At 66.3% G+C, this 12,735-nt stretch carries 11 protein-coding genes; 4 read left to right on the top strand and 7 right to left on the bottom strand.

Annotation, left to right across the window (positions count from 1 at the left end):
• The first annotated feature begins 22 nt into the window (after positions 1 to 22).
• The 4 genes from AB0H61_RS30660 to AB0H61_RS30645 all read left to right on the top strand — a co-directional run bounded on the left by AB0H61_RS30660 (position 23) and on the right by AB0H61_RS30645 (position 4,027).
• Positions 23 to 697: an FCD domain-containing protein gene (locus AB0H61_RS30660; protein WP_357311214.1), complete on the top strand. Its 675-nt coding sequence runs from the start codon at positions 23 to 25 to the stop codon at positions 695 to 697.
• A gap of 235 nt (positions 698 to 932) precedes the next feature.
• Positions 933 to 2,417 carry an MFS transporter gene (locus AB0H61_RS30655; RefSeq protein WP_357311213.1) on the top strand — a complete coding sequence of 495 codons (1,485 nt, stop codon included), beginning with the start codon at positions 933 to 935 and terminating at the stop codon, positions 2,415 to 2,417.
• 156 nt (positions 2,418 to 2,573) lie between these two features.
• Complete coding sequence (locus tag AB0H61_RS30650; RefSeq protein WP_357311212.1) at positions 2,574 to 3,092, top strand: GNAT family N-acetyltransferase; 519 nt, start codon at positions 2,574 to 2,576, stop codon at positions 3,090 to 3,092.
• Positions 3,093 to 3,160: 68 nt separating this feature from the next.
• The gene (locus tag AB0H61_RS30645) at positions 3,161 to 4,027 is read left to right on the top strand and encodes a hypothetical protein (protein WP_357311211.1); all 867 of its coding nucleotides are present in this window, start codon (positions 3,161 to 3,163) and stop codon (positions 4,025 to 4,027) included.
• 11 nt (positions 4,028 to 4,038) lie between these two features.
• On the opposite strand, the gene AB0H61_RS30640 is transcribed toward AB0H61_RS30645, so the two are convergent.
• The 7 genes from AB0H61_RS30640 to AB0H61_RS30610 all read right to left on the bottom strand — a co-directional run bounded on the left by AB0H61_RS30640 (position 4,039) and on the right by AB0H61_RS30610 (position 12,730).
• Complete coding sequence (locus tag AB0H61_RS30640) at positions 4,039 to 5,025, bottom strand: SCO2521 family protein (RefSeq protein ID WP_357311210.1); 987 nt, start codon at positions 5,023 to 5,025, stop codon at positions 4,039 to 4,041.
• Positions 5,026 to 5,050: 25 nt separating this feature from the next.
• On the bottom strand, positions 5,051 to 6,067 hold the full coding sequence (locus AB0H61_RS30635; protein ID WP_357311209.1) for an SCO2522 family protein: 1,017 nt from the start codon (positions 6,065 to 6,067) through the stop codon (positions 5,051 to 5,053).
• 28 nt (positions 6,068 to 6,095) lie between these two features.
• Entirely contained in the window at positions 6,096 to 7,013 is a 918-nt protein-coding gene (locus AB0H61_RS30630; protein ID WP_357311208.1) for an SCO2523 family variant P-loop protein, read from the bottom strand.
• A gap of 3 nt (positions 7,014 to 7,016) precedes the next feature.
• Positions 7,017 to 8,933, bottom strand: coding sequence for an SCO2524 family protein (locus AB0H61_RS30625; RefSeq protein WP_357311206.1), 1,917 nt, complete (start codon positions 8,931 to 8,933; stop codon positions 7,017 to 7,019).
• A gap of 166 nt (positions 8,934 to 9,099) precedes the next feature.
• Positions 9,100 to 9,951: a TIGR02569 family protein gene (locus AB0H61_RS30620; protein ID WP_357311204.1), complete on the bottom strand. Its 852-nt coding sequence runs from the start codon at positions 9,949 to 9,951 to the stop codon at positions 9,100 to 9,102.
• A gap of 139 nt (positions 9,952 to 10,090) precedes the next feature.
• On the bottom strand, positions 10,091 to 11,275 hold the full coding sequence (gene moeZ, locus AB0H61_RS30615) for an adenylyltransferase/sulfurtransferase MoeZ (protein WP_357311202.1): 1,185 nt from the start codon (positions 11,273 to 11,275) through the stop codon (positions 10,091 to 10,093).
• Positions 11,276 to 11,617: 342 nt separating this feature from the next.
• Complete coding sequence (locus AB0H61_RS30610; RefSeq protein ID WP_357311200.1) at positions 11,618 to 12,730, bottom strand: zinc-dependent metalloprotease; 1,113 nt, start codon at positions 12,728 to 12,730, stop codon at positions 11,618 to 11,620.
• Positions 12,731 to 12,735: the final 5 nt, after the last annotated feature.

Genomic DNA, 12,735 nt, shown 5'->3' with positions numbered 1-12,735 from the left:
TGATGGGCGGTACTCTGTTTCGGTGCAACCAGTCCGGCGCACCAGCCTCATCGCCCAGGTCACCGAGCAGCTGCGTGCCGAAATACGTTCGGGCCGTTGGTCTATCGGCTCCCGCATTCCCACCGAACCGGAGCTCACCGAGCTCACCGGGACGGGTAGAAATACCGTCCGCGAGGCCGTTCAAGCCCTCGTGCACGCGGGCATGCTGGAGCGACGCCAGGGCTCGGGTACCTATGTGATCGCGGTCTCCGAGGTCGGCGGCACCCTGGCCAAGTACTTCGCGGACGCGGAGGAACGCGATGTACTCGAGCTACGCCAAGCGCTCGATACCACCGCCGCCGCGCTGGCCGCGCAACGCCGCGACGACACCGATATCGCCAATCTCAAACGGTTACTGGAAGAACGCAGCCAACACACCTGGGGCGAGGGAAATCTGACGGCCATCGCCGCCGATGTGGAACTGCACCGCGCGATCGTGGTCGCCAGTCACAATGCGGTGTACCTCGAGTTCTACGACTCGCTGCTGCCCACCATCGAACAGGTGATCCGTTCGCGGACCTCGAAATCGGACGACTCGTACGATGCCGAGCACAACGAACTGGTGCAAGCTGTCATCGATGGGGACGCCGAACAGGCGGCGCAGGCGGCCCGCTGCTTCCTGGGTTCGCTCATCGCGGAGTATCCGGAGCCCCGATAGGCAGACGGCCGCCGCGGGCCTTCATGCGGCACACGACGCGGCAGCGCCCCGGAAAGTCGCCCGCCAGAAGAATCCGGCCGGTCCCGCATTTCCACCGCAAGGTAACCAACTGGTCACCGACCGCACTTCCCCCATGTGAGTCGGATTTGCCGGGAACGCAACGGAAGGCCATCGGGACGCAATAACTGGCTTCTACCTTTGTCTCGACCGTAGCGAGGCAATCGAGAGGAAGCCGATGACTGCCACAGTAGCTGCCACCGGCCAGCAGTCGGACACACCGGCGTTCAAGCACCAGAGCCGCGGACGCTGGCTCGACAAATGGGAGCCCGACAACACCGAATTCTGGGAATCAGGCGGCAAACTCACCGCCCGTAAGAATCTGATCTTCTCGGTATTCGCCGAGAATCTCGGCTTCAGCGTCTGGGTCATCTGGGGCACCGTCGTCACCAGCATGGGCCTGGCCGGATTCGACTTCTTGGCCGGCCTCGGCAAGGGCAATCCGACCGCGGTCAGCAACGCACTGCTGTTGACCTCCACCCCGACCCTGGTCGGCGCCGCACTGCGGATTCCGTATACCTTCGCCATCCCCAAATTCGGCGGGCGGGCCTTTACCGCGTTCAGTGCGGCGATGCTGCTCATCCCGACGCTGGGTCTGGCCTACTTCGTCAACCAGCCCGGCACACCCATGTGGGTGTTCATGGTGCTCGCCGCACTGGCCGGCTTCGGTGGCGGTAACTTCTCCTCCTCGATGGCCAACATCTCGTTCTTCTTCCCGGAGGGCAAGAAGGGCGCCGCGCTCGGCATCAACGCCGCGGGCGGTAACCTCGGCGTCGCGCAGACCCAGCTCGTACTGCCGCTGCTGATCACCCTGGGCACCCACCTGATGGCCAAGGATCCGGCGGGCTACCGCTTCGGTATCACGCTGTCGGTGCTGGTCTGGGTGCCGTTCGTCCTGGTCGCCACCTTCGGTGCGCTGCGCTACATGGACAGCATCAGCACCGCGAAGTCCGACGGCAAGTCCTACAAGCTGGCGCTGACCAACCGGCACACCTGGGTCATGTCGTTCCTCTACATCGGCACCTTCGGTTCCTTCATCGGGTTCTCCTTCGCGTTCCCGACGCTGATCAAGGCCAACTTCCCGGAGCTGACCAAGATCGGCTGGATCACCACCCTCGGTAACCTCGCCTTCCTCGGCGCGCTGGTCGGCTCCTTCAGCCGTCCCTTCGGCGGCTGGGTCTCCGACAAGGTCGGCGGCGCCAAGATCACCGTCATCGTGTTCGGCGGCATGTCGGTGGCATGTGGGCTGATCATGGCGGCGCTGGAGATGAAGAGCTTCCCGCTGTACCTGGCGGCGTTCCTGATGCTGTTCGTACTGACCGGCATCGGCAACGGCTCCACCTACCGGATGATCCCGTCGATCTTCAGCGCCGAGGCCAAGAAGTACGCCTCCGAACACGGCATGGACATCAGCGAGGCCACCGCCTCGGCCCGGCGTCAGGCCGGCGCCGCCATCGGTGTCATCGGTGCGATCGGCGCCTCCGGCGGCTACCTGCTGCAGCAGGCACTTCGCCTGTCCAACATCAACTTCGGCAGCATGAACCCCGCCTTCTGGACCTACGCCGCCGCCTTCCTGGTAATGGCCGGGGTCACCTGGTTCTTCTACCTGCGTTCCTCGTTCGCCATCGGCCGCGTGCCGTCCCTGGCGTACGCGAAGGTGTAACCCCACTCGACACGAATCCGAATGCCGCGCTGAGCCCTCAGCGCGGCATTCGGCCGTCCTGGGCCATTCGGCTGTTTACGAACCCCTCGGCGCCGGAACGCTTTACGCTGGAGTTCGGACTCACATCGGGGCGAGAGGTGAGCGTTGGACATCGGGATGGGGGGGCCGATGCTGAGACCGGCGAGAGTGCAGGACCTCCGAACGATCTGCACACTGGAACAGCAACAGTTCCCCGGCCTGTCGTGGTCGTATGTGACGCTTCGCCAGCTGTTCGACCTGCACGGATCGCACTGGGTGGTGGCCGATGTCGACGGCGGCGTGCGCGGCTACGCACTGGTGGGCATCGGCGGCGCGCAGCGCGGCTGGGTGCTGGGACTCGCGGTGGACTCGGAGTACCGGGGCCGTGGCATCGCGCGGGCGCTGCTGGAGCAGGCCGTGACGAATTGCCGTGCCGCACTGGTCGATTCCGTGTACATCACGGTCCGGCCGACCAATCAGGCGGCGACGAATCTGTACAAGAAGGCCGGTTTCACCCGGATCTCGCACGAAACCCAGTATTTCGGCGCGGAAGAACCGCGCGACGTCCTGGTGCGCCGAATCACCCACGGCCCGAGGACGATCGCCGACCCCGATGATCAACGCTGGATCAAGCGCCTGCGCGACCCCGGTTGGTAGCCGAATCTCATTGCTATGGTGGGTATCACAGGATGGGGGGACGGTCCGGCCCCGGGGGGAGATGAGCGATGAGCGAATACGCCGACCAACTGGCATCCTCCCCTTTCGTCGCCTCGATGACGACCCGGATCGATCGCCACGCCGCGAAATACTCGGAAGCGGTGGGCCAGTACTTCGAAACGCCCGGCGGGACCCGCGAGCGCGATGCCGAACAGCACCTGCTCGACGATTTCAACGCCCACGTCGAGGCCGTGGTTGCCAAATACGTACCGCCGGGTAGTCGCAGGCAGGGCGACAGTCTGGTCTTCCGGCACATCTATGCTGCCGCCAGGAAGCCGGACGCCGAGGACGAGGACGCGCGCGGGGTATCCACGGAGTTCCTCGCGGCGCTGCTCGCCGCCGAGGTCGAGTTCCGTGGCCCGCTCCGTCTGAGCCGCACCCAGCGCACTCTGCTCGCCGACGTCTACGAGCGGCTCGGCGAGTTCGTGGCCTCGGCCGGGCTGCCCGCCCACGCCGCGCTGGCCTTCGGCCGAGCGGGCGGACTGCACCGCCAGAACGAGGACGACGATGCCGAGGACCGCTGCGGGCTCGCCAAGGCCAGGGCCCGAACCCAGGCCGTGCAGCCGCCGTGGCACCGGATCGGCCGCTGGATTTCGGCCGTGTCCTGTGGCTATGGATACCGGCCGTTCCGGCTGCTCGGCTGGATGGGCCTGCAACTTGTGCTGTTCACCACCGCGATCACCGCACTCACCGGGCGGGCCTTCGCCGACGCGGCCTACCTGTGCATGACGAATTACCTCAACCCGGCCGGACTCAGTGAGGCGAAGGATCTCGGCGCCGCCGCCGAAATCCTTCTCATCATCGAGGCCTATGCAGGGATCGTCTCCACCTCGGTATTCTTCGCGCTGCTGGTGCGGCGGTGGTTCCGGATCTGATCGGGTGTCGCCTACCAATCCGTGGTGCTGAGCTTGCTCACGCGCAGCGCGGCCAGCGTCGCCACGGTCATCCGGTCGCGCAGATGACCGATGCGGGCCAGCCACTGTTCGGTGAAACCCGGCTCCTGCTGCAATTGCGCCCACAGCACGCGCATCGGCTCCGCGACATGCGCCCCCGGCATCCACAGATGCGCCAACTGCTCGAGTACCGGCGCCAGGATCTGCACCGATTCCGAACTCGCCGAAGGGAACCGATCGGCCTCCTCCACGGCGGCAGCGGTGGCCGTGAGCAGCCAGTCGTGCGCCGCCAGATCCTCGCAGAAACGGCGCGCCTCGGCCAATTCGCCGGTGTCGCGCACCAGCACCCGCACGGTGCGCACCGTCTCATCGGCCACGTGGAAGGACACCTGCGGGGCCGGTACCTCGGCAATGCGCGCGATCCACCGCAGCCGCGTGGTGGCGCCCAGAATCGGCGGATGCTGATCCAACCGGGCGTCGCGGCGGATCCGCCGGAGCAACCGCTCCCCGATCGAGGACAGATCCAGTGTCTCCGGCGGTGGTGTGGCGTTGAGGAACCCGTCCGCCAATCGCGCCGGGATGGTGTCGTCGACCTTGGACACCACCTCGGTCACCCCGACTTGGGCGAGGTAGTGCGACCAATCCCGGCGGCGCTTCTCCGGCGCGACAACCGCCATGGTGCGGGCCGAACTCTGCAGAATCCGGCCACCGACGACCACCGCGTTCACCGCGACGGTCCCGATGGCGCGAACACCGCCGTTGGTTCCGGTCGCCAGCGTGCAATCCACGCCGACCGCGGTGGTCGGTGAGGCGGCGATCGGAATGGGCCGCTCGCGGAACAGCACCCGGCGCCCGGGCACCAGCGCGAGCAGATCCGCCGCCAGCGAGCGACTCAGCGCCCCGGAATCCGGCACCAGACACGTACGCACCTCACCGAGTACGACAAGCGGGTGCGCCGCGGGATCCACTGGATCGGTCATAACAGAGATTCGCCGCCCGTCCGGTTCAGGATCCGTACAGCAGATGATGCGATATCCGATCGGTGACCAGCCGAGGCACACCGATCCCCTCGTCGCGACCCCGGGCGATCATCTGCTCGAGAATCTCCTCATCGATATCGATATGCCCGAGAATGACCTTGACCGCATGCTCGATACCCAGATAGCGGTGCGGCAGGATCGACAGTGCCCGATAGGCGGCGAAGGGCGCGGGCTTTTCGGTCAGCTGAATCACCCCTGGCATATCCCACCACTTCTCCGGCCAACGGCGGCCCACCTGCCACGGCACCGGATCCACCACCGCCGCACCCGCGTCGCGTAGCATACCCAGGCGCAACAATTGCCACACCGAGGCGAGAAACGGGCAGGACCACTTCGTATAGGTCTCGGGTACGCCGTTCACTTTTCGCGTCGGCTTGTTCCACATCTCGACGTCGAGAAATATCGAATGTTCACGCCGCCCGAGTTCCTCGGCGGGCATGTACGGCTTGTTGTGCATGGCCAGCATCGGCTCGCTGTCGGAGGCCCGCCGTCCATTGCACAACCAGCCCGACTCGGTCGTCGGCGGACGACCGCCGTTCGAATTCCGCTGCGGCTCGGCCACAATCCGCGAGGCCACCAGCTCGGCCAATTCGATCCGTTCCTCGGTCGGACTGCCCTCCGCCCACACCGGCATTTCCCAGCAAGCGGCCTCCCGCGCCAGATAGTCGATCGTCAGACCACACTCGGCGGCAATGGTGAGGAGCCGATCCAGAATCGGGGCCGGACTCGGATCCGGTCGGAAGTAGTCATCGATCAGAAAGCAGGTACTCACCCGCGCCTGCGGACCGAATTGCGCGCGAGCGCCGTAGGTGAAGGCCTCGACGAGCGGCGCGACCGCTTCGAATTGCGCCCTGATGCGCTCCTCACCATTGGTGAGGTGATCCATGTAGAAATGCCCGACCTCGATCGATAAATGGGACAGCCCGACCTCATCGATCTTGGTGCTGGCCGTCGCCTCGCTATACCCTGCGCTGTGGCTCATTGAATTGAACCTCTCTCGGACGATTCGGTCAGACCCGTTCCCACGACGCGCTGTCATCGAGTCGACGCGCCAACTCACTGAAGGCCACCGCGGTCTCCGCGTTGGCGATTTTCGCGGTCACGTCCTTATCGAGGATGATCTGCTCACGCCACAGCAGCACCGGCTCGATCGGCGTAATCCCGAGCGTGGCACTGGAACCGAGCTGATTCCGGTTGGCCAGGTCACGCAACGCCCTGTTCTGTTCCTGCACCCAGGTCGCCTGGGCGGGCCCACCGCTGCCGTCGCCGCGATTCGGATCGCCGACCGCGGTGCGCACGTAGCGAATCGATCCGAGCAGCTTGGCCCGATCGTGGCCGTACTCGGTTCCGGTGTGCACCAACCCGTGCGGCCCGTGCACCAGACCATTGGCCGCCACGATGTGCTGGCGGGTCCAGCGATGGAACACCAACCAGCGCACCGTCTTCAATCGCAGCTGCGGCAATGTCGTTGCCTTCAACACCAATTGGGCTGCTACCGATCGACCCGCGCTGAGATCCACGATGGAGACCTTGAATTCGTCCTCGAGCGCGACGAGCAGATCCGCGCACCGCTGCACCATGCCGTCATCGATGGTCGCGAACTCCGCGCCACCCTCGTCGCCGGGGAACAGCACCAGGCGCCCGGCCCGCGCCGAAACCTTGCGCAGATCGATCCGATCGGTGGTGGCGCGCACGTCGAACTGCGAGGCGACACCGTTGAGATCGAGCAGATAGGAGTGCAATCCGATGCCGCCGGGCACCCCGCGCTCCTTGCCGCCGATCTCGAACAGCGCACCCGCGGTGGGCGAGCCGAAATCGAAATCCACATAGGCGACGTTCTTGCCCTTGAGACTGAGCCGATAGGCCAGATTGCAGCTGGTCACCGACCGGCCGGTGCCGCCCTTGTCGGAGATCGCGAATACCAGCATCGTTCAGAAGCTCCTCGTCGCGTCCAGTCGGGCATAGGCCAACTCCTCGAGCCTGATCAGGGCCATGGTGGCGATGCTCACGGCGGTGCCCGGCTTCTCGTCGACCAGCGTGCGCGCCCGATCCAGCTGTTGCTCAACATCTTCCAGCGCCTGCCGCTTACCGGAGGTGTCGTCGAGGATGACGCCGAGCCACTCTTGATTGAGCAGATGTTCGGCCTCGTTGAGCAGTTCGACGGCACGGTTCACCATCGTCGGCGGTCGCAACGGCAGGGAACGGTAGGTGCGGTCGGCGGTGACGAGACATTCGATCATGCGCTCGGTCATGTACCAGGACACCAGGGCATCCTCCTCCCGCGCCTCGATCCGTTCGAAGGCGCGCGCCGGGTAATCCCAGAGCCCGTCGGAGGTCCCGCCGCTCATCTTGCGCCGATGCAGATGGTCCATAATCGATTTCGCCAGTTCGAGCAGCCGGTCCCGGGCGGTGACATCGCCGGAGAGCCTGGCCGCCTGCAACACGCGCTTGAGCAACACCGCCGCGTAATCCGCGACGACCCATTGCAGGAGCACGCCGCCCGCCTTCTCGGTGCCGACCAGCGACAGCGGCACGCCCGGCGAGTGCAGGGCCACCGCGGGGTCATCGCGGGTGGCCCGCCTGGTGATCCGGCCGCGTCGGCACAGCTCATCGAAAATCGTTACCGCCCTGGACAAATCGTCCTCGTTCGCGGTTCGACCGACCAGGTCCTGGATCAGCACGGCGGAGACCATGGCGCTGAAGTAATCGGATTCCTCACCGTCGGAAGTGCGCCACGGAATGTCCTCCAGCGGCCAGCGACCGGGGCCGAAACGGGCGACGGTCGACCAGTACTGCTGCGTGAGATACCAACGGATCTGCAAGGATTCGGCGAGTTTGCGCTGGGTGTCGTCGAGTAGATCCAGTTTGCGGGTGCGCTGTGAGGTGAGGTCGTTGATGCCGTCCAGTGCGATGATCGTGAAGTACAGATAGGGTCGCGGGTCGCCGATGCCCTCCTGCCCGGCGATGCGAAACGATTGGTAATCGTCCAGGGCTCCGGCCTTCTGGACCACACCCCAGCTCCAACCGCACTCGAAGAGCATGTCGTCGCGCCACAGTTTGGTGCCCGGCGTCTGTGCCAGCGTGACATCGCTGCGCAGCTGGGTCCGGACCGGCTCCAGCGCGCGGTTGATGTTCTCGATCATCATGCCCGTCGGCAGTTCGGCCTGATTCAACATGCCGATAATCGTTTGTCCCACAGTCGATCCCGGCGCGATGGTGTTGACCACGAAACTGCGTAGCAACCCGATCATGGCCGCAGTCAGGCGGTGGCTGATCTTCCCCGTGAGCACGTTGATGCGTTCGTTGAGCTGGTTTGCCTCCGGATAGGCCTGGGCCCGTACGAAGCCGAGGAAGACCCGGAGAAAACCGAGCGACGCGATGGAAAGGGTCAGCGACATCGAATAGGAGTCGACGACTTCCACCGCGAGTTGTTGTTCTTCGAGCCCGCTCTCGTCCGAGGTCCGCAGGTAGCTGCCCGCGGCGAAGATCGGATCGCCGCCGATATCGGTATAGGTCTCGATATAGGTCTCCAACAGCCCGACCAGGGCCTCCCCGACCACCGCGGCCGGACCCGAGCGTTCCAGCAACCATTCGAAGTCCGGATCGCCCGGCGGACCGCTCGCCAACGCTCGCAATGCCGCCAGGACATCGTCGGCCATATCGTCCGGCCGATCGAGCGCGAGCGTCGGAATCTCGGTCGCGGGGTACAACAGGCACAGCAACTGTTCAGCATCACTAATGGAATTCGAACCCGCACGCCCGCCCCACAGCCAGACCCCGTCGCGATAGCACGCGGAAATCATCGACTGCCAAATACCCAGAATCTGTTGCCGTGGCTGAATTCTCATCCTGCCGCCCGTCCTCACCCCTTGTCCGGGCCGCGCTGGACCACGTCCGAAATCCAGCGTCGGCGATAAACGTAAGCTAGCACGGTCACTTCGGTCCCGCTCGACGCTCCGCAAATATGGGTACAGCACCGCAGCGAACCCACGCGGAGCAGCGAGTCGATGGGCTTCAGAGCATCAGACGGACCATATCCGCGGTACGCGCCAACCCCGGGAACGCGTCCGGGGTGGAGCGTGGATGGAGCGCATGTACCGCGAGGCGAAACATGACCGCGCGCAACAGCATTTGCGGCCATTCGGGCAGATCGGACCAACGGTCCAGCAGGCCGTCGTCGGCGCCGCCCCAAGCGAGTGCGTCGACCACGATAACGCCTGCCGCCCACGGAGCCGGACGCCAGTAGGGGGTGATGTCGGTGAGACCCGGGGTGTGAGCGCCCGCGAAGAGCACGGTGCCGAAGAGGTCGCCGTGCACGAGCTGCGCCGAAGTCTGTACCGGCTTGCGCAGCGTCGCCAGTTGGCCGATCAGTTCCATCGAACGCTGACCGTCCGGGGAGGTCGGCGGCGGTGTGCCACCGGCGCGCAGGCTGCGCAGCGGTACCGCCTCCCAGGCGGCCCGGTCGGCGGCCACGAAGACGTCCACATCGACCCACGGCGCCACCGGCGGCTGCACCAGGAACCGAGGCCGCTCCAGTTTCTCCGTCGCCTGGTGCAGCCGTAGGGACACCGAGACGACCTCGTCGTGCCGCGGCTCCGGCGAGCCATCCAGGAAAGTGTCGGCTCGCCAGCCGGATACGACGTAACGGCCGTCGGTGGCGCGGACCGGACGGGCAATGCGTAGGCCGTCCACCTTCAGCGCCTCACGCACCTTCGCCGACCAGGCCGCCCTGGCGTGGTCGGCGACCGGGCTGAGCACCACGTCACCCAGACGCCAGCCACCGTCCCAATCTCCCAGCGAAACCGGGGTCACTTCGCGCAGACCGAACGTGGCGCGCACGTGCTCGGGGGGTTCCACAGAAGTCACGGCCGTACCGTACCGCCGCTCAATACCCGCTAAACGACGCCGCGCCGTCCGATCGGCGGTCGGTGGCGCCGTTCAGCGGTCTTCCGCCTGATCGGCGATCGGCGAACTCTCCGAACCCTTTCCGATCGCGCGCAACGGGTCAGTAGACGGGCAGCGACGTGTCGACCTGGTTGGCCCATGCGACGATGCCGCCCTGCACGTGGGTGGCGTCGGAGAATCCGGCCTTCTTCAGCGCGGCAAGCACTTCGGCCGAGCGGATACCCGTCTTGCAGTGCAGGACGATCGGGCGGTTCTGCGGCAGATCCGCGAGCACCTCACCGGAGAGGATGCGGTCCTTCGGGATCAGCTTGGCGCCCTCGATATGCACGATGTCCCACTCGACCGGCTCGCGCACATCGATGAGCTCGATCTCCTTACCCGCGTCGAGCAACTCCTTCAGCTCGCGCGCGGTAATGGTGGAACCGGCCGCGGCGGCCAGGCCCTCGTCGGAGACCACGCCGCAGAACGCCTCGTAGTCGATCAGCTCGGTAATCGGCTGACGCTCCGGATCGCGACGCAGCTTGATGGTCCGGTAACTCATATCCAGTGCGTCGTAGACCATCAGCCTGCCGAGCAGCGGATCGCCGATGCCGGTGATGAGCTTGATCGCCTCGGTCACCATGACCGAGCCGATGGAGGCGCACAGCACGCCGAGCACACCGCCTTCGGCGCAGGACGGAACCATGCCCGGCGGCGGGGCCTCCGGGTAGAGGTCGCGGTAGTTGATGCCGCGGTCGTCGGGGGCGTCCTCCCAGAAGACCGAGACCTGCCCCTCGAAGCGGTAGATGGAGCCCCAGACGTAGGGCTTGCCCGCCAGCACCGCCGCGTCGTTGACGAGGTAGCGGGTGGCGAAGTTGTCGGTGCCGTCGACGATCAGGTCGTACTCGCGGAACAACTCGACCGCGTTATCGGGTTCCAGCCGGATCTTGTGCAGGTTGACCGTGATGCCAGAGTTGATCTCGAGGATCGAATCGCGGGCGCTGTCGGCCTTGGGGCGGCCGATATCGGATTCACCGTGAATGATCTGGCGCTGCAGATTGGAGGCGTCCACCTCGTCGAACTCGACAATGCCGAGCGTGCCGACACCCGCGGCGGCAAGGTACAGCAGGGCGGGCGAACCGAGGCCACCCGCGCCGATCACCAGCACCTTGGCGTTCTTCAGCCGTTTCTGCCCGTCCACGCCCAGATCCGGGATGATCAGGTGGCGACTGTAGCGGGCGATCTCGTCCGTCGTCAGCGCCGCGGCCGGCTCGACGAGCGGCGGCAGGGACTTGGGTGATGACACGTCCAGGACTCCTCGAATCGAATTGGCCGACCACAGCGCGGCGATAACGCTTGATGCAACGCAGGCGATCGAACCGTTCTTCCCGAACTATCCTCGCGCACCCGCAAGCCGCAACGGCAGCCACCCCACCAGCCCGCACGGCAGGGCTTCCCACGACCCGTTCACACCGCAGCACCAACCTCCCCCGCCGACCAACCCCACACGGAGCGAGTCTTACGAGCGACCCGTTCGCGGCCGTCTCGCGGCCGAGCGGCCGAAGCGCACGCGACGCAGTCGCAAGTCTCGGCCGCTCGGACGCGAGACATCCAGGGCCGCGAACCCGCCGCGCCCGCGCGGCCAAAATCACAGCACGCGGGTGATCCAGCGGTCGGGGTGCTCGATTTCGTCCGGCCGGGGCAGGGTTTCGCCGTCGGTCCAGATGGCGTTGAACTCCCGCATGCCGACCCGGCCGACCACATGGTCGACGAATGCCTTGCCGCGCACGTACTGGGCGACCTTGGCGTCGATGCCGAGCAGGGCGCGCAGTATCCGTTGCAGCGGGTTGGTCGGGCGGGTGCGGCGCTTGTCGAAGGCGGCACGGATCTGTTCGACGGTCGGGATGACGGTCGGGCCGACCGCGTCCATCACGTGGTCGGCGTGACCTTCCAGCAGGGTGCCGAGCACCAGCAGCCGGTCGAGTGCCTCGCGCTGGGCGGGCCCCTGGGTGGCGCGCAGCAGGCCGACGATGCCGCGTGCGGCCGGATCGTCCGGGGTGCTGCCGCGACGACGCTCGCGCAATTCGTCCACCAGCCGCGACAGCATGTCGGTCAGCGGTTCGTCGCCGACCGAGCCGAGGGTGTCGACATTGCGTCGCATGTAATCGGCCAGCCACGGCGCCGAGGAGAACTGCACCCGGTGTGTCACCTCGTGCAGGCAGACCCAGAGGCGGAAGTCGGTGGGCGAGACGCCGAGTGCCCGCTCGACGGCCATGATGTTCGGTGCGACGAGCAGTAGCGTCCCGTCCTTGCCGGTGAACGGGTCGTACTGGCCGAGGATCGCGGTGGAGAGAAAGGCCAGCATCGCGCCCGCCTGCACGCCCGCGGGCTTGCCCGCGAGCAGGCTACGGGCGGAGTTCTCCCTGCCGGTGCCGGTCAGCAGGGACATGGAGTCGGCGGCGGCCGCGATCCAGCCGGGCCGATCCACCACCCGGGCGGCGGGCACCGGGCGATCGTCGAGCAGCCCGCTCACCTCGCGAACCGGGCCTTCGGCCCGCACCGAGGCGGTGGCCAATTCGTCGACGACCTGCTGGGCCGAGAAGCGCGAGGTTCGCGGACCCGCGGGCACCAGGGCGGCGCCGGTGCGCGCGGCCAATCTCCAGTCGACGGCACCGGACAGCCCGGAGCGACGCCGCTCACCGCGATCCTCACTCGGACCGGCGGAGATGGACTCGCCTGATTTATCAGCGCCTTCGAACATGGTCA

Source organism: Nocardia sp. NPDC050710 (genome assembly GCF_040654375.1).
GTDB lineage: Bacteria > Actinomycetota > Actinomycetes > Mycobacteriales > Mycobacteriaceae > Nocardia.
The sequence above is the reverse complement of the archived record's forward strand: the minus strand, read 5'-3'. Positions and strand labels throughout refer to the sequence as shown.

Bases quoted from the DNA above. Each gene is read 5' to 3' on its own strand.
- AB0H61_RS30655 (WP_357311213.1), top strand. From the start codon at position 933: ATGACTGCCACAGTAGCTGCCACCGGCCAGCAGTCGGACACACCGGCG.
- AB0H61_RS30650 (WP_357311212.1), top strand. From the start codon at position 2,574: ATGGGGGGGCCGATGCTGAGACCGGCGAGAGTGCAGGACCTCCGAACG.
- AB0H61_RS30645 (WP_357311211.1), top strand. From the start codon at position 3,161: ATGAGCGAATACGCCGACCAACTGGCATCCTCCCCTTTCGTCGCCTCG.
- AB0H61_RS30640 (WP_357311210.1), bottom strand. From the start codon at position 5,025: ATGACCGATCCAGTGGATCCCGCGGCGCACCCGCTTGTCGTACTCGGT.
- AB0H61_RS30635 (WP_357311209.1), bottom strand. From the start codon at position 6,067: ATGAGCCACAGCGCAGGGTATAGCGAGGCGACGGCCAGCACCAAGATC.
- AB0H61_RS30630 (WP_357311208.1), bottom strand. From the start codon at position 7,013: ATGCTGGTATTCGCGATCTCCGACAAGGGCGGCACCGGCCGGTCGGTG.
- AB0H61_RS30625 (WP_357311206.1), bottom strand. From the start codon at position 8,933: ATGAGAATTCAGCCACGGCAACAGATTCTGGGTATTTGGCAGTCGATG.
- AB0H61_RS30610 (WP_357311200.1), bottom strand. From the start codon at position 12,730: ATGTTCGAAGGCGCTGATAAATCAGGCGAGTCCATCTCCGCCGGTCCG.